General features: G+C 71.5%; 15 protein-coding genes. All 15 read left to right on the top strand.

Annotation, left to right across the window (positions count from 1 at the left end):
- The first annotated feature begins 2 nt into the window (after nucleotides 1–2).
- The 15 genes from ACFQ2V_RS01860 (at nucleotide 3) to atpB (ending at nucleotide 16,166) form a co-directional block, all read left to right on the top strand.
- Nucleotides 3–989, top strand: a complete 987-nt coding sequence (locus tag ACFQ2V_RS01860; protein ID WP_386050235.1) for a homoserine kinase — start codon at nucleotides 3–5, stop codon at nucleotides 987–989.
- A 270-nt stretch (nucleotides 990–1,259) separates the two neighbouring features.
- Complete coding sequence (gene rho, locus ACFQ2V_RS01855) at nucleotides 1,260–3,341, top strand: transcription termination factor Rho (protein ID WP_386051032.1); 2,082 nt, start codon at nucleotides 1,260–1,262, stop codon at nucleotides 3,339–3,341.
- 123 nt (nucleotides 3,342–3,464) lie between these two features.
- Nucleotides 3,465–3,866, top strand: a complete 402-nt coding sequence (locus ACFQ2V_RS01850) for a response regulator transcription factor (protein WP_386050234.1) — start codon at nucleotides 3,465–3,467, stop codon at nucleotides 3,864–3,866.
- Between the two features lie 46 nt (nucleotides 3,867–3,912).
- Nucleotides 3,913–4,971: a HEAT repeat domain-containing protein gene (locus ACFQ2V_RS01845; RefSeq protein WP_386050232.1), complete on the top strand. Its 1,059-nt coding sequence runs from the start codon at nucleotides 3,913–3,915 to the stop codon at nucleotides 4,969–4,971.
- The gene (locus ACFQ2V_RS01840; protein ID WP_386050230.1) at nucleotides 4,968–6,416 is read left to right on the top strand and encodes a glycosyltransferase family 2 protein; all 1,449 of its coding nucleotides are present in this window, start codon (nucleotides 4,968–4,970) and stop codon (nucleotides 6,414–6,416) included. Before ACFQ2V_RS01845 ends, ACFQ2V_RS01840 begins: the two co-directional genes overlap by 4 nt.
- A complete protein-coding gene (locus tag ACFQ2V_RS01835; RefSeq protein WP_386050228.1) occupies nucleotides 6,413–8,503 on the top strand; it encodes a sensor histidine kinase in 2,091 nt (696 codons plus the stop codon). Before ACFQ2V_RS01840 ends, ACFQ2V_RS01835 begins: the two co-directional genes overlap by 4 nt.
- A gap of 149 nt (nucleotides 8,504–8,652) precedes the next feature.
- Nucleotides 8,653–8,868, top strand: coding sequence for a 50S ribosomal protein L31 (rpmE, locus tag ACFQ2V_RS01830; protein WP_344255827.1), 216 nt, complete (start codon nucleotides 8,653–8,655; stop codon nucleotides 8,866–8,868).
- A 137-nt stretch (nucleotides 8,869–9,005) separates the two neighbouring features.
- Entirely contained in the window at nucleotides 9,006–10,097 is a 1,092-nt protein-coding gene (gene prfA / locus ACFQ2V_RS01825) for a peptide chain release factor 1 (protein ID WP_386050227.1), read from the top strand.
- Nucleotides 10,094–11,017: a peptide chain release factor N(5)-glutamine methyltransferase gene (prmC, locus tag ACFQ2V_RS01820; protein WP_386050225.1), complete on the top strand. Its 924-nt coding sequence runs from the start codon at nucleotides 10,094–10,096 to the stop codon at nucleotides 11,015–11,017. The genes prfA and prmC overlap by 4 nt, the downstream gene beginning before the upstream one ends.
- A gap of 10 nt (nucleotides 11,018–11,027) precedes the next feature.
- Nucleotides 11,028–11,876, top strand: a complete 849-nt coding sequence (locus ACFQ2V_RS01815; RefSeq protein ID WP_386050223.1) for an L-threonylcarbamoyladenylate synthase — start codon at nucleotides 11,028–11,030, stop codon at nucleotides 11,874–11,876.
- A gap of 48 nt (nucleotides 11,877–11,924) precedes the next feature.
- Nucleotides 11,925–13,202 (top strand): serine hydroxymethyltransferase, encoded by a 1,278-nt coding sequence (locus ACFQ2V_RS01810; protein ID WP_386050221.1) that lies wholly within the window; start codon nucleotides 11,925–11,927, stop codon nucleotides 13,200–13,202.
- Nucleotides 13,203–13,247: 45 nt separating this feature from the next.
- Nucleotides 13,248–14,345: a glycosyltransferase family 4 protein gene (locus tag ACFQ2V_RS01805; protein ID WP_386050220.1), complete on the top strand. Its 1,098-nt coding sequence runs from the start codon at nucleotides 13,248–13,250 to the stop codon at nucleotides 14,343–14,345.
- 213 nt (nucleotides 14,346–14,558) lie between these two features.
- Complete coding sequence (locus ACFQ2V_RS01800) at nucleotides 14,559–14,963, top strand: hypothetical protein (RefSeq protein WP_386050218.1); 405 nt, start codon at nucleotides 14,559–14,561, stop codon at nucleotides 14,961–14,963.
- Between the two features lie 14 nt (nucleotides 14,964–14,977).
- Nucleotides 14,978–15,238: an AtpZ/AtpI family protein gene (locus tag ACFQ2V_RS01795; RefSeq protein WP_386050216.1), complete on the top strand. Its 261-nt coding sequence runs from the start codon at nucleotides 14,978–14,980 to the stop codon at nucleotides 15,236–15,238.
- Between the two features lie 148 nt (nucleotides 15,239–15,386).
- Nucleotides 15,387–16,166, top strand: a complete 780-nt coding sequence (gene atpB / locus ACFQ2V_RS01790; RefSeq protein WP_386050214.1) for a F0F1 ATP synthase subunit A — start codon at nucleotides 15,387–15,389, stop codon at nucleotides 16,164–16,166.
- Nucleotides 16,167–16,257: the final 91 nt, after the last annotated feature.

Below are 16,257 nucleotides of genomic sequence, written 5' to 3'. Positions count from 1 at the left end.
GCGTGAGCCGGGTGCCTGCGGGGCGGTCCGTGCACGTCCGCGTGCCGGCGAGCAGCGCCAACCTCGGCCCCGGCTTCGACTCCATCGGACTCGCCCTCGGACTCTGGGACGACTACGTCGTCACGACCTCCGACGAGCCGGGTCTCGTCATCGAGGTCGCGGGCGAGGGGGCCGCCGACGTGCCCACCGACGAGCGGCACCTGGTGCAGGCGACGATGCAGCACACCTGGCGCTCGCTGGGGGTCGAAGCACCCTCGGGTCTGCGCATCGTCGCGACGAACGGCGTGCCGCACAGTCGCGGTCTCGGCTCATCGGCCACTGCCATCGTCGCCGGCGTCGTTGCCGCACAAGCACTCTCGTTCGGAACGACGCCCTCACGCCCCGAGCCGTATGCCGCCTGGCCCGGCACCGGCGACGAGGTGCCCGTGGACCTCGGGCTGGCGACGCACCTGTCCAGCGAGCTCGAGGGGCACCCCGACAACGCGTCGGCGAGCGCCCTCGGCGGCCTCACGGTCAGCTGGATGCCCGACGACAGCGGCCACGACCACGGCGAGCGCACCGTGACGGCACGCATCGAGCCGCACGCCGACGTCGAGGTCGTCGTCTTCGTCCCCGAGACCCAGCTCGCCACGCGTACCGCTCGCGCCGTCCTGCCGGCGACCGTTCCCCTCGCCGCGGCTGCCGCCGCCGCGGGGCGCGCCGCCCTGCTCGTGCACGCGCTCACAGCCGACCCGTCACACCTGCACGCCGCGACGCGCGACTGGCTGCACCAGGAGGCGCGCCGCCCGTCCTATCCCGACACGATGCAGCTCGTGGACCTGCTGCGCTCGCAGGGCCACGCGGCCGTCGTCTCCGGCGCCGGACCCAGCGTCCTGGTGCTGACGACGCACGACGCGGCCGACAGCGTGCAGGCGGGCCGTCTCGCTCCGCACTGGGAGCGGCTGACCCCTGGCGTGCCCGCGCACGGCGCCACGGTCAGGGCGTGCTGAGCATCGACACTCCCGCCATCCGCCCGGGCGCCGACGCGCCCGGGTGGTATTCTGGGCGCGCACCACAGCCGCGACACTCGCAGGACGGTGCATCACCCCCACGCTGAGGCGAAGTCACCTGCCTCGTGGCGCGTTCTGCGCCGAAGTGGATCTCAGACGGCCAGTTCAGCTGGTCCAGCTCCGGCCCGCCCCACCTCCCGGGCCGCAAACGAGGGGGAAGGATCCTTCGTGTCAGAAACCACCACCCGTCCGCTGTCCGGCCTGTCGGCCATGAAGCTGGACGAGCTCAAGGGCGTCGCGTCGTCGATGGGCATCACGGGCACGACGAAGATGCGCAAGAGCGACCTCGTCGAGGCCATCAAGGCACGGCAGGCGGGCGGCTCGTCAGCCCCCGCAGCCCAGGCCCCCGCGCCCGCGAAGGGCGAGACGCCGGACGCCCCCGCCCCGGCCCGCACGTCGCGGCGCGCCAGCCGCCCGGCGGGTTCGGCCGGCACGGAGCAGGCCGAGAAGAAGACCGAGGCGGTCGCCTCGGCCGACACGACAGCGACGACCGTCGCGCGGGACGGCGACCAGGCCGGCCCCGCGACCGGGCGTCCGGCGCACACGCCGTCCGAGGCTCCCGGCGACGACCGCTCGTCGCACGAGTCGCGTGACGCTGCTGCCGACGCCGCCGACGCCGCCGGCCGTGACGACCGTGACGACCGGGGCAACCGCCAGCGTGGGCGCGGCCAGCAGACGGAGCGCCAGCCCGAGCGTCCGGCCCGTCAGCAGGGCGAGCGCCAGCAGGGCGAGCGCCAGCAGGGGGACCGCCAGCAGGGCGAGCGCCAGCAGGGGGACCGCCAGCAGGGCAGCCGCTTCGAGCGCCAGAACGACCGGCAGAACGACCGCGCCGACCGCCAGCAGAGTCGGCAGCAGGACAACCGCCCGCAGGACAACCGCCAGCAGGACAACCGCCAGCAGGACAACCGCCAGCAGGACAACCGCCAGCAGGACAACCGCCAGCAGGACCAGGGCGGCGACCGACAGCACGACGGCCGCCCGGGCGACACCCGCGGCCAGCAGTCGCACTTCGACGACGACAGCGGCAGCCGCCGCAGCCGCAACCGCCAGCGCAGCCGTGACCGCAAGCGTGGCCGTGGCCGCGAGGGCGGCCAGGACTGGAACGACGCCGACCTGCAGGTCGGCGACGACGACGTCCTGGTGCCGGTCGGCGGCATCCTCGACGTGCTGGACAACTACGCGTTCGTGCGCACGTCCGGCTACCTCGCCGGCCCGAACGACGTCTACGTCCCTCTCGGCATGGTCAAGAAGAACGGCCTGCGCAAGGGCGACGCCGTCACCGGCGCGGTCAAGGCGCTGCGCGACGGCGAGCAGCCTTCGGGCAACGTGGGGCGCCAGAAGTTCAACGCCCTCGTCCGCCTCGACACGGTCAACGGCACCACGCCCGAGGAGGCCGCCAAGCGGGTCGAGTTCGGCAAGCTGACCCCGCTCTACCCGCAGCAGCGGCTGCGCCTCGAGACCGAGCCGAACGTCCTGACGACGCGCATCATCGACCTCGTCGCGCCGATCGGCAAGGGCCAGCGCGGCCTCATCGTCGCCCCGGCCAAGGCCGGCAAGACGATGATCATGCAGACCCTCGCCAACGCGATCACGACGAACAACCCTGAGTGCCACCTCATGGTCGTCCTCGTCGACGAGCGCCCCGAGGAGGTCACCGACATGCAGCGCGCCGTCAAGGGCGAGGTCATCTCCTCGACCTTCGACCGGCCGGCCGAGGACCACACCACGGTCGCCGAGCTCGCCATCGAGCGCGCCAAGCGTCTCGTCGAGCTGGGCCACGACGTCGTCGTGCTGCTCGACTCGATCACCAAGCTCGGCCGTGCCTACAACCTGGCGGCCCCGGCGAGCGGTCGCATCCTCTCCGGTGGTGTCGACTCGGCCGCGCTCTACCCGCCGAAGAAGTTCTTCGGGGCGGCGCGCAACATCGAGAACGGTGGCTCTCTCACCATCCTCGCGACGGCCCTCGTCGAGACCGGCTCGAAGATGGACGAGGTGATCTTCGAGGAGTTCAAGGGCACCGGGAACATGGAGCTTCGGCTCAACCGCGACCTGGCCAACCGCCGGATCTTCCCGGCCGTCGACATCAACAGCTCCGGCACGCGCCGCGAGGAGATCCTCCTCGCGAGCGAGGAGCTGAAGATCATGTGGAAGCTGCGCCGGGTGCTCGCGGCACTCGACCCGCAGCAGGCCATCGAGCTGCTGATCGACCGCCTCAAGAAGACGCGGACGAACTACGAGTTCCTCACGCAGGTGCAGCAGACGAGCGGCTCGAAGCTCGACGACCCGTCCTGACGAAGCGCTCGCGCGAAGGGGAGTGGTGCCTGACGGCACTGCTCCCCTTCGGCGTTTCATGGCCCATTCGGGCGATTTGTTCCTAAACTGGGGTGCCATCACCGAACGTCACCCTGGAGTGCCATGTCTGCCCCTGCCGGCGACCCCGATGCCAGCCCCGTCCGAGTCCTCGTGGCCGACGACGACGCCGACATCCGCGACCTCGTCGAGTTCAAGCTGACCCAGGCCGGGTATGCCGTCGAAGCCGTTCCCGACGGAATCAGCGCGTGGGAGGCGTTCGCCGCGAACCCGCCGCAGCTCGCCGTTCTCGACGTGATGATGCCCGGCCTGTCCGGCATCGACGTGCTGCGCAAGATCCGCGAGAGCGACAACGCGGCGGTGCCCGTCCTGCTCCTCAGCGCGAAGTCGCGCGACTCCGACGTCGACACCGGGTTCGCCGTCGGCGCGGACGACTACGTCATCAAGCCGTTCAGCCCCCGCGAGCTCCTGCACCGGGTCAACGGCATGCTCGCCCGGGCGCGATGAGCCGGCGGCGCGCCACGTCGACCCCGGCGACGATCGGCGCCTGGCCGTGACCGTCAGCGGTGCCCTCCTCCTGGCCGCGATCATCGCGATCCTGGGTGGCTGCCTCCTGCTCGTGATCGCAGTCGTCACGGTGCGCGCACGACGCCAGAGCCGCAACCAACGTGACCAGATGCTCCTGTCACCGCTGCGCCCGCCCCTCATCACCGTCGCGTCCGGTGAGGACGACGACGGCGCCGCAGCGGAGCAGCTCACCTGGGCCACGGGCATGTCCCGCACGGTTCTCGACCGCAACATCGTCGAGCTGCTGACGAAGATCCGCGGGGTCCCTGCCGAGCAGCTCGTGCGAGTGCTGGAGGTCCACGGCGCGGTCGAGGCCGCGGTGACCGACCTCACCCACCGCTCCTCCGTCCGCCGGGCCAGGGCGGCGCAGCTGCTCGGGCTGGCGAGGGCCGGCCACGCCGTGCCGCTCCTCGTCGAAGCGCTGCACGACGAGTCGGTCGAGGTCCGCAACAGCGCGGCGTACGCGCTGGGGCTCATCGGTGACCCGGCCGCCGCCGGCCCCGTGCTGGCAGCGATCGGCGTGCCCGACCGCGGGCTGCCGGCGGCCACGGCGGCCGAGACCCTCCAGTCGATGGGTGTGGGCATCTCGGAGGTGCTGCGCGAGGGACTGCGTTCCGACGACGCACGCACGCGCATGGTGGCGGCCCACCTCGGTGGTGAGCGAAGCTTCACCCGCGGGCTCCCGGAGCTGCGCCACCTGCTCGGCCACGACGTCGACGTCACCGTCCGCGAGACCTGCGCCGTCGCGATCGGTCGACTCGGCCGCAGCGAGGACGTCGCCGTGCTGGCCCGGCACACGGCGGTCGACGAGCCCCTCCCGCTCCGTCGCGCGTGCGTTCAGGCCCTCGGCGAGCTCCGCGAGGAGGCGGCCGTCCCGACGCTGGCGTCCCTGCTGGAGGACGCCGACCCGCGTCTGGCCGAGCTTTCGGCCACGGCGCTCCTCGGTCTCGGCACCGAGGGCCACGACGCCCTCGTCGGCCACGAGGACAACCCAGCCGTCCGTACGGCGCGGCTCCTGGCCAGTCTGCAGAAGGCGAGCGCATGAGCTGGCAGGGCTTCGTCGAGGGGCTGCGGTCCTTCGTCGTGTGGGTCATGGACGTCTCGAGCGTGCCGATCCTCGTCTACTTCGTGCTCATCAACTCATCGCTCCTGCTCATCATCGGTCTGGCCTACCTGGAGTTCCGCGACCAGGAGCGCCGACGGGCCACCGCCCTTCCGTGGCACGGGGCCGGGCTGGCTCCGGGTGTCTCGCTGCTCGTGCCGGCGTACAACGAGGAGGCCGGCATCGTCACGGCCGTCAAGTCGTTCCTCACGCTGCGCTACCCGCGCCACGAGGTCGTCGTCATCGACGACGGCAGTACCGACGCCACCTTCGCCAGGCTGCAGGAGGCCTTCGACCTCGTCCGGGTGCCGCGGGAGCTGCCCCGCGAGGTCCCGGTCCGCGCCAAGGTGCTGGGCGTCTTCGTGCCGCGCGACGGCCGCGCGAACCTCGTCGTGGTCCGCAAGGAGAACTCCGGCAAGACCGAGGCGCTCAACGTGGGCATCAACGCCGCCAACGAGCCGCTCGTGGCCATGCTCGACGGCGACTCCATCCTCGAGCCCGACGGCCTGTTGCACGTCACACGCCCGTTCGCCGACGACCCGACCCGCATGGTCGCCACCGGCGGTGCGATCCGGCCCGTCAACGGCAGCCGCGTCGTCTCCGGCCGCATCGTGCGCGTCGAGATGCCGCAGACCTGGATCCCGCGCATCCAGCTCGTCGAGTACCTCCGGGCATTCCTGCTCGGTCGCACCGGCTGGTCGCGCCTCGGCGGCCTCATCCTCATCAGCGGGGCGTTCGGGCTGTTCCGGCGCGACGTCGTCGTCGAGGTGGGTGGCCTCGAGCCGGGCACGATCGGCGAGGACTTCGAGCTCGTGATGCGCATCCACAAGCGCCTCCGCGACGAGGGCCGTGACTACCGGGTCGAGTTCGTGCCCGAGCCCGTCTCGTGGACGGAGGTGCCCGTCACGGCCAAGGTGCTGCGCAACCAGCGTCGCCGCTGGCACCGTGGCCTCTGGGAGGTCCTGTGGGCCTACCGGAGCATGCTCTTCCGGCCGAGGTACGGCCGCATCGGCTGGCTCGCGCTGCCCTACTACTGGCTCTTCGAGCTGATGGCCCCGCTCCTCGAGCTCTTTGGCATCCTCATCGTCCCGCTGGCGCTGCTGCTGGGCGTCGTCAACGTGCCCTTCGCGATCCTCTTCCTGCTGCTCGCCTACGGGTACGCCGTGCTGGTCACCCTGGCGGCGATGGTCGTCGACGAGTGGGCCTTCCACAAGCACGACCGCTGGCGGGCCATCGGGCAGACCATCGTGGCCTCCGTGCTCGAGAACGTCGGCTACCGGCAGGCGACGGTGTGGTGGCGCCTCGAGGGCTGGTGGTCGAGCCTGCGCGGCCGCAAGCACGTCTGGGGCGTGATGACCCGCACCGGCTTCGACGAGGACCCCGCGTGAACGGCGGACTGCCCGCCGTCTCGCGGCGATCGGTGGGCAGCCAGATCCGCGTGCTCATCGGGATCCTGGTCGTGCTCGTCCCGCTGGGAGCCGTCATCTCCGTCGCCACGATCCACTCGCAGAGCGCTGCCGTGCGTGCGCTCACGCTCGCCCTGGGACCGGCGTCGGAGGCCAACAACAACGTCCTGCTCGACATGACCCGTGCCGACGGGGCGTGGCGCGCGGCCATCGTGGGCTCCTCCGCCCCCATCGACCCGCTGTCGGTCCAGCCTGCCGTGGACAAGCAGCTCGACCGAGTGCGTGAGGGCACCCAGAGCGCCGAGCTCGCCGCCGCCGACCGCGCCCAGCTCGCCACGCTCCTCGCCGCCGAACGCGCCGCCGTGACCGAGTGGTTCGCCGCGGCCAGGGCAGCGCTGGCGGAGGCCCCGAGCACCGGTGCTCCGCCGGTGGTCGACCCCGCGGTACGCGCCCGCGTCGAGGCGGCATACGCGAGCTTCACCACGGCCGGCGCGACGCTCGGCGACGCGATCCGCGCCCGACGCGACGCCGCCCGGGTCGACTCCCGTGCGGCCACCGACGTCACCTCCGGCGTCATCATCGCCGCGGCCGCCCTCGTGCTCATCGTGCTCGTCGCGGCCGGCTTCGGCATGGACCGCGCCGTCGGCCGCCCCCTCGCCAGGCTGCGCGAGGTCGTGCGCCGCCAGGCCGAGGAGGACGTCATCGCGATGGCCAACCAGGAGGAGGGGGCCCTCGAGGTGCGCATGCTGGCCCGCGACTTCAACGACCTCACGCGCGCCAACGCCCGCCTCGTCGACCAGCAGGCCGCCGTCCTCGAGATGCAGGAGCTCGTCCTCGACGTCGGCCGCGGCGCACGTGGGGCCGCCGACGTCCACGAGGCGCTGCTGCGCATCACCTCGAAGCTGGGCGCCGGGCTCGGCGCCGACCGGGTGCTGCTCTACACGCTCGCCGACGACGGGCAGTCGATCGACGACCGGCTCCAGTGGCACACCGACGACCTGCCCGACCTGCCGCCCCTGCCGCGCTCGCTCGCCCAGCAGGTGGGGGCCGTCAACGACGAGCTGCGTCGCGACGCCGGCTTCTTCGACCTCGGCGACCTGCTCGCCCACGAGGCCTACGGCGACGAGCGGGTGCGCGCCTTCCACCGGGCCACGGGGGCGCTGTCGATGCTCATGCTGCCCGTCGGCACCGGCGGGCGTGGTCTCGGCATCGTGGCGGTGCTCATGGTCAACGCGCCCCGGCGCTGGCACCGGCACGAGATCCAGGCCGCCCAGCAGTGTGCCGCCATCGCCGCGCAGTCGATCGTCTCGCTGCGCCTCTCGCAGATGCAGGACGAGCAGGTCCAGCGGCTCACCGAGCTCGACCGCCAGAAGACCGACTTCATGGCCACGGTCAGCCACGAGCTGCGCACCCCGCTCACCTCGATCAGCGGCTACCTCGAGCTGCTCGTCGACGGCGACTTCGGCGAGGTCTCCGACGGGCAGCACGTCGCCCTCGACATCATCGGACGCAACGCCACCCGGCTCCGGGGCCTCATCGAGGACCTTCTGGTGCTCAACAAGATCGAGATCAGCGGGTTGCAGGCGATCGCGGAGGAGGTCGCGGTGCGTGACCTGCTGCGCACCGTCACCGAGACGATGGAGCCCGTGGCGGCTGCCTCGGGCGTGCGCCTGATCCGCCCCGAGGTGCCCGACGACCTCATCGTCAAGGTCGACCGGGGCCAGGTCGAACGGGCCCTGATCAACCTCGGCTCCAACGCGGTGAAGTTCACGCCCGAGGGCGGCGAGGTGGTGCTCACGGCGGAACGGTCCGGGGGGTCAACCATCATCTCCGTCCACGACACCGGCATCGGCATCCCTGCTGCCGACCTCGCCCGACTCTCCGAGCGCTTCTTCCGGGCCGGCAACGCCACCGCCGCGGCCATCCCGGGCACCGGACTCGGTCTCGCGATCGTCCGGGCCATCGTCGAGGGCCACGGCGGCGAGCTCGTGATCGCGTCCGTCGAGGGCGAGGGCTCGACGATGCAGGTGGTGCTCCCGGTGGCCCAGCCGGCAGGTGTCCCGGCCTAGCCGGCGGGGAATGCCGGCACCCTCCGGCGCGTTTGGGAGGAGGTGCGCCTTTCTGGCACACTCTTCCTTTGGACCGGTTCACGGTCGAGCGAACCACCAGGGTGGCGAGCGACGACACCGACCCGGCCGACTACCTCGAGGAGACAACGTTGAAGAAGGACCTTCACCCCGACTACGTGGAGACCACGGTGACCTGCACCTGTGGCAACACGTTCACCACGCGCAGCACCGAGACGTCCGGCAAGATCTCGGCCGACGTGTGCTCGCAGTGCCACCCGTTCTACACGGGCAAGCAGAAGATCCTCGACACCGGTGGCCGCGTGGCCCGGTTCGAGGCCCGTTACGGCAAGAAGGCCGCCAAGTAGGTCTCCCGCACGCCGGCTCCCACGACTTCGGTCGTCGGGGGCCGGCGTTCGTCTTCCCACCGTTCGACCTCCCATTGTTTCGAGCTCCCGACCGAGCCGCCCGCTGACGCCGGCCCCGACGACCCAAGGACCCCACCGTGCTGGACTCCGTGCAGTCGATCCTCGACGAGTACGCCGAGCTGGAGTCCCGGCTCGCCGACCCGGCCGTCCACGGCGACCAGGACCTCGTGCGCACGCTCAACAAGCGGTACGCCGCCCTGGCCCCCACCGTCGCCGCCGCCCGTGAGTGGACGGCAGCGGGTGACGACCTCGAGGCCGCCCGCGAGCTCGCCGCCGAGGACACGTCGTTCGCGGAGGAGGTGCCCGGGCTCGAGGCCCGCCTCGCCGGGGCCGAGGAGCACCTGCGCAGGATGCTCGTGCCGCGCGACCCCGACGACGACCGCGACGTCATCCTCGAGGTGAAGGCGGGGGAGGGCGGCGACGAGTCGGCCCTGTTCGCCGGCGACCTGCTGCGGATGTACCTGCGCTACGCGGAGCACCGCGGCTGGAAGGCCGTCATCGAGGACGCCACCGAGAGCGACCTCGGCGGCTACAAGGACGTCCGCGTGTCGGTCAGGGCCAAGGGCACGCCGGGTCCCGGCGAAGCGCCGTGGGCGCGGCTGAAGTACGAGGGTGGCGTGCACCGCGTCCAGCGCGTGCCCGTCACCGAGAGCCAGGGCCGCATCCACACCTCCGCAGCCGGCGTCCTCGTCATGCCCGAGGCGGAGGAGGTCGAGGTCACGATCGACCCGAACGACCTGCGCATCGACGTCTACCGGTCGAGCGGCCCGGGAGGCCAGAGCGTCAACACCACCGACTCGGCCGTGCGCGTCACCCACGTGCCGACCGGCCTCGTCGTCTCGTGCCAGAACGAGAAGTCGCAGCTGCAGAACAAGGAGGCCGCCATGCGCGTCCTGCGGGCCCGTCTGCACCAGATCGCCCAGGACGAGGCCGACGCCGAGGCGTCCGCAGCCCGCCGCTCGCAGGTGCGCACCGTCGACCGCTCCGAGCGCATCCGCACCTACAACTTCCCCGAGAACCGCATCTCCGACCACCGCACGGGCTACAAGTCCTACAACCTCGACTCCGTGCTCGACGGCGACCTCGACCCGGTGGTCCGGTCCGCGCTCGACGCCGACGAGGCAGCGAAGCTCGCGGCCCTCGCCGACGGCGCGGGGTCGTCCGCGTGACCGACCTGCGCGACGGCATACGCGCTGCTGCCGGACAGCTGCGTGCCGCCGGGGTCGCGTCGGCCGACGTCGACGCGGTCGAGCTCGCCGCCCACGTGCTGGGCGCCGACGCCTCCGAGGTGCGCCGCCTCATGGTGCTCGGTGGCCGCACGCTGCCGTCGACGTATGCCGTCCTCGTCGACGAGCGTGCGCGCCGCGTGCCCCTGCAGCACCTCACCGGGCGGGCACACTTCCGCCGCCTCACACTGGCGGTCGGTCCCGGCGTCTTCGTGCCCCGCCCCGAGACGGAGGTGCTCGTCGACCTCGCCCTCGCCGAGCTGCGGCAGCTGACGGCGCAGCCCGGGGGAGCGCGGGTCGTCGACCTGTGCTCCGGCTCGGGTGCGATCGCGCTGGCGGTCAAGCACGAGTGCCCCGGTGCAGAGGTGCGCGGTCTCGAGCTCTCACCCGACGCGTACGCCTGGGCGGTGTCCAACCGCGACCGGCTCGGCCTCGACGTCGCCCTCGCCAACGGCGACGCCACGGCGGCCTGCTTCCCGGACTGGGTGGGCACGGTCGACGTCGTCACGGTCAACCCGCCGTACATCCCCGTCGGCGCCGTGCCCCTCGACCCCGAGGTGCGCGACCACGACCCCGCGGTCGCGCTCTACGGCGGCAGCGAGGACGGGCTCGCGATCCCGCTCGCGGTCGCACGCGTCGCCGCCGGGCTCCTGCGTCCGGGCGGTCTCGTGCTCGTCGAGCACGCCGACTCGCAGGGCGAGAGCCTGCCGCGCCGCCTTGCGTCGACGGGCGAGTGGGTCGACGTGGCCGACCACCGCGACCTGTCCGGCCGCCCGAGGGTCACGACCGCGCGACGGGCGGCGCCGGCACGTGGGGCGGCGGCGGTGCGGACCGCCGCGCCCGTGGCGGGGGAGCCCCAGTAGGCTCGCCACCGTGAGCGAGCGCTACGACTGCACCGACCCCGAGCAGCGCGCCGAGGGCATCCCGGCTGCAGGAGCCGCGGTACGCCGCGGCGAGATCGTCGTCCTGCCGACCGACACCGTCTACGGCATCGGGTGCGACGCGTTCGACGCCAACGCCGTCGCGTCCGTGCTCGCGGCCAAGGGGCGCGGCCGCGACATGCCGCCGCCCGTGCTCATCCCCACGGCCCGCACTGCTCAAGGCCTCGCGACCCAGGTGCCCGACTACGCCCAGCGCCTCATGGAGCGCTTCTGGCCCGGCCCGCTGACCCTCGTGCTCAAGGCCCAGACGTCGCTGCACTGGGACCTCGGCGAGACGAACGGCACGGTCGCCCTGCGGGTGCCCGACCACGAGCTCGCCCTCGAGCTGCTCGGCGACATCGGACCCATGGCGGTCACGAGCGCCAACACGACCGGCGACCCCGCCGCTCACACCGTCGACGAGGCGGTGGCCATGCTCGGCGAGTCGGTCGGGGTGTACCTCGACGGCGGTCCGGCCGGCGAGGGCCGGCCGTCGACCATCGTCGACTGCACCGGCGACGCGCCGGTGACCCTGCGCCTCGGGGCTCTCTCCCAGGCCGACATCGACGCCGCCCTCGCGCCCGAGGACGTCGAGGCAGGGCTGGACGGGCAGGACCAGCAGGGCGACGAGGCCGGCGACCCCGAGCTCGACTACGAGCCCGAGACCAACCCCTACGGGCCCGGCGCCACAGCAGGTGAGGCGGCGCCCGGGGAGTCGACGGGCTTCCCGTCGGCGGTCGTCGTCGAGGGCGACCTGCCCACGCCCGAGAGCCCCTCGGGCGAGCGCCCCCCGACGGCATAGAGTTGGCTAGCGCTCGCGCCCCACTCCCGACACACCCGGAGATCTCCCATGGCTGACGACACGTTCTACGGCTCCGACTTCGGCGCCCTGCAGTCCTTCGACCCCGACATCGCGGGCGTGCTCCTGTCCGAGCTCGACCGCATCCGCGGTGGGCTGCAGCTCATCGCCAGCGAGAACATCAGCTCGCCGGCTGTGCTGACGGCGCTCGGGTCGACGCTGTCCAACAAGTACGCCGAGGGCTACCCCGGACGCCGCTACTACGGCGGCTGCGCCGAGGTCGACAAGGCCGAGCAGATCGCCATCGACCGGGCCAAGGAGCTCTTCGGCGCCGACCACGCCAACGTCCAGCCGCACTCCGGCGCGAGCGCCAACCAGGCCGTCTACGGCGCCTTCATGGCACCGGGCGACACGATCCTCGCGATGGCTCTGCCCATGGGCGGTCACCTCACGCACGGCACCAAGGTCTCCTTCTCCGGCAAGTGGTTCAACGCCGTCCACTACGGCGTCGACAAGCAGAGCGAGGACATCGACTACGACCAGGTCGAGGCCCTCGCCAGGGAGCACCGGCCCAAGGTCATCTGCGCCGGAGGCTCCGCCATCCCGCGCCTCATCGACTTCGAGCGCTTCCGGGCCATCGCCGACGAGGTCGGGGCGATCCTCTGGGTCGACGCCGCCCACTTCATCGGGCTCGTCGCCGGCAAGGCGATCCCGTCGCCGGTGCCGTACGCCGACGTCGTGACCTTCACGACGCACAAGGTGCTGCGTGGGCCGCGTTCCGGCGCCCTCGTCTGCAAGGCCGAGCACCAGGCTGCTCTCGACAAGGCCGTCTTCCCGATGATGCAGGGCGGCCCGCAGATGCACACCATCGCGGCCAAGGCGGTCAACTTCAAGGAGGCCGCGAGCCCCGAGTACGCCCAGTACGCCAAGGACGTCATCGCCAACAGCCAGCAGCTCGCCGAGAGCCTCAAGGAGGTCGGCATCCGCCCGACCACGGGCGGCACCGACACCCACCTGTCGCTGCTCGACCTGCAGGGCGTCGGGGTCACCGGCAAGGAGGCCGAGGAGCGCGCCGACGCTGCCGGCATCGTGCTCAACAAGAACGCGATCCCCTTCGACCCGCAGAAGCCGAACATCGCCTCCGGCATCCGCGTCGGCACCCCCTCGGTCACGACCCAGGGGATGGGCCTCGAGGAGATGAAGACGATCGCCTCGCTCATTCACACGGCCGTCACCAAGGGCGACGCCGACCCCGACCACGCCGTGAGCAAGCAGGTCCGCGCCGAGGTCACCGATCTCGTGACGCGGTTCCCGGCATACCCTCGCTGAGTGGGGTCCACCCGCACGCGTCAGGGCACGAACGAAGGTCGGTAGGTGCACGAGTACGTCCTCGTCCTCATCGTGGCCGCGGCGGTCACGTACCTCGCCACACCCTTCGTTCGCAGCCTGGCCGTGGCGACGGGGGCCTTCACGGCCGTCCGTGAGCGAGACGTCCACAAGACGCCCATCCCGCGGCTCGGGGGAGTGGGGATCTACCTCGGTTTCGTCGCCGCGGTGCTCGTGGCGCGAGCGCTGCCCTACCTCGGCGGGCTCTTCTCGACCCGGCAGCTCTGGGGCGTGCTCGTCGCCGGTGGCATCGTGTGCCTGGTCGGGGCCTTCGACGACATCCGTGAGCTCGACTGGCTGACGAAGCTCGCGGGGCAGATGCTCGCGGCCGGGCTGATGGCGTACACCGGGGTGCAGCTGCTCTCCCTGCCGATCTTCGGCACGACGATCCTGCCCACCCCGGTGCTCGTGCTCGTCACCGTGGTCGTCGTCATCGCCTCGACCAACGCGGTCAACTTCATCGACGGCCTCGACGGGCTGGCCGCGGGGGTCGTCGGCATCGCGGCCTTCGCGTTCTTCGTCTACAGCTACTCGGTGTCCAAGGCGTTCCAGCCGGCCAACGTCTTCTCCACGGCGACGCTGATCTCCGCGGCCCTCGTCGGGTGCTGCGCCGGCTTCCTGCCGCACAACTTCCACCCGGCGCGACTCTTCATGGGCGACTCCGGGGCGCTCACGCTCGGGCTGCTGCTGTCTGCCGCGACCATCACCCTGACGGGCAACGTCGATCCCGGTCAGGTCAGCACCAACGAGGTGTCGGCGGCGTTCCTGCCGATCCTGGTGCCGCTCGCGGTGCTGCTCCTGCCCCTGCTCGACATGCTGCTCGCCGTCGTGCGACGCACCCGGGCGGGGCAGCGGCCCTGGCACCCCGACGCCATGCACCTGCACCACCGCATGCTCCGCATCGGCCACGGCCACCGCCGGGCCGTCCTCATCCTCTACCTGTGGGCCGCGATCGTGGCACTGGGCTCGGTGTCCTTCGTCATCTGGGACGGGCCACGCCCGCTCGCGGTCGTCGGCGCCGCCGCCGCCATGGGTGTCGTCCTGACCGTCTGGCTTCCGCGGTGGAGGCCCTCCGAACGCTTGTGATAGCATTCACAAGCACCTGAGGGGAGTCTGGGAAGGGCTCTCCGAGGCGCTGGAATCGCTTCACGCACAGTCGATCCGAGCCCCATCCGGATCAGCCCGAGTCCCGCCCGCACTACGCCTCACGACGCAACCAGGCAGGTTTTCTTGAGCGCCACACCGGCCCCGAGCGCATCACAGTCCGATGCGTTCGCGCAGCTCCTCCGAGGGTCGCTGTTGCCGACCGCCGCCGCAGGCCTCGTGTGCATCGTGGTCGGGCTGTTCTCCAGCCCCAAGGCCGCGTGGTCGGCCGCGCTCGGCGCCGCGCTCGTGATCTTCTTCTTCAGCCTGACGCTGCTCGTCATGAAGCGCACGGCCGACCTCGCGCCGACGACCACGATGATGATCGTGATGGCGACCTACACCTTCAAGGTGCTCGTGCTCGGCGTGACCATGTTCGCGCTCCGCGACGTGACGTGGGCGTCCGGCTACGCCATCGGCCTCTCGGTCACCGTGTGCGCCGTCGTCTGGCTGTTCTTCGAGATGCGCGCCTACAAGCGGCTGCGCATCTTCGCCTACGACCCCGACGGCGAGGCGTCCCTCGACCAGCCGCCCAGCCGGGAGCCGCGTGATGAGCCGTGACACGGGAGGTCACCATGACCACGTCCTCGAGCGACGAGCCGACGCCGCAGCGGCCGGAACGCGATGCCGACGAGGAGCTGCGGGCGTTCAACACGCGCGAGCAGGACTCCGCCTGGCGTGCCGTCGCCTACCTGCTGACGGGCCCGCTCGTCTACGGCGGCCTGGGTGCCCTGGCCGACCACTGGCTGGGCACGTCCTGGCTCGTCGGAGCGGGGATCGTCGGTGGGATGGCCCTGTCGCTCTACCTGATCTGGTTCCGATACGGTACCCATTGAGCCCAGCGGCCCTCGTGCTGTCGCACCGCGCGCCCCGAACCAGCACGCCGACCTGGGATCCCGCCGGCAGCACGAAGCCAGGCGTTGATCCAGCACCGCTGACGCAGAGCGTCACCCGAAGTGCCCAGAACCTACGAAGGAGTAACCCGTGAGCATCGTGGCCGCCGCCCCGACGGACTACACCGCCCCCGGTGTCGAGGAGTTCTGGCAGCCCCTCATCGGTGACGGTGCGTGGGCGATCACGCGTCCGATCTTCCTGATGGTCCTCGCCACGGGCCTCATCATCTGGTGGCTGCTCGCCACCACGAAGAAGAGGGCCCTCGTGCCGAGCCGCGGGCAGATGGGCACCGAGGCGGTCTACGGCCTCGTGCGCAACGGCGTCGCCAAGGACCTCATCGGCAGCCACGAGTTCATGAAGTTCGTGCCGCTGCTCTTCTCGATGTTCGTGCTGATCCTCGTCAACAACTTCTTCGGCGTCATCCCGCCGATGAGCTACCCGACGATGAGCCGCATCGGCTTCCCGATCGCCCTGGCCCTCATCGTCTGGGTCGTCTTCCACGTCGTCGGCATGAAGAAGCACGGCTTCATCGGCTACTGGAAGTCGCTCGTCCCGGCCGGCCTGCCCAGCGGCATGATCATCCCGATCTTCATCCTCGAGCTGATCACCGACCTCTTCACGCGCCCCGTCACCCTGGCGCTGCGACTCTTCGGCAACATGTTCGCCGGTCACATCCTCATGGTCCTGTTCATCACCGGTGGCTGGTACATGCTCACCTCGGGCGGCATCCTCATCGCCGCCGGCGGCGTCACGTGGGTCTTCGCCTTCGTCATGACGCTGTTCGAGCTGCTGGTCGAGTTCCTGCAGGCCTACGTCTTCACCCTGCTCGCCGCTCTCTACATCGCCGGCGCGGTCGCCGACGAGCACTGAGCGCCCCCGACTGCACCACCTGCACCACCCGAGCTTCGCCCAGCCCGGCTGACAACCGCCAGCCGGACAACACAAGAAGGAATGGAACAAA

The sequence above is a fragment of the Terrabacter terrigena genome, assembly GCF_042676085.1.
GTDB classification, from domain to species: Bacteria; Actinomycetota; Actinomycetes; order Actinomycetales; family Dermatophilaceae; genus Terrabacter; species Terrabacter terrigena.
Note: the sequence above shows the minus strand (reverse complement) of the source record. Positions and strands in the feature narration are given on the sequence as shown.

Coding starts and splice junctions, on each gene's coding strand:
- ACFQ2V_RS01840 (WP_386050230.1), top strand. CDS start 4,968: ATGAGCTGGCAGGGCTTCGTCGAGGGGCTGCGGTCCTTCGTCGTGTGG.
- ACFQ2V_RS01810 (WP_386050221.1), top strand. CDS start 11,925: ATGGCTGACGACACGTTCTACGGCTCCGACTTCGGCGCCCTGCAGTCC.
- rho (WP_386051032.1), top strand. CDS start 1,260: ATGAAGCTGGACGAGCTCAAGGGCGTCGCGTCGTCGATGGGCATCACG.
- ACFQ2V_RS01850 (WP_386050234.1), top strand. CDS start 3,465: ATGTCTGCCCCTGCCGGCGACCCCGATGCCAGCCCCGTCCGAGTCCTC.
- ACFQ2V_RS01795 (WP_386050216.1), top strand. CDS start 14,978: ATGACCACGTCCTCGAGCGACGAGCCGACGCCGCAGCGGCCGGAACGC.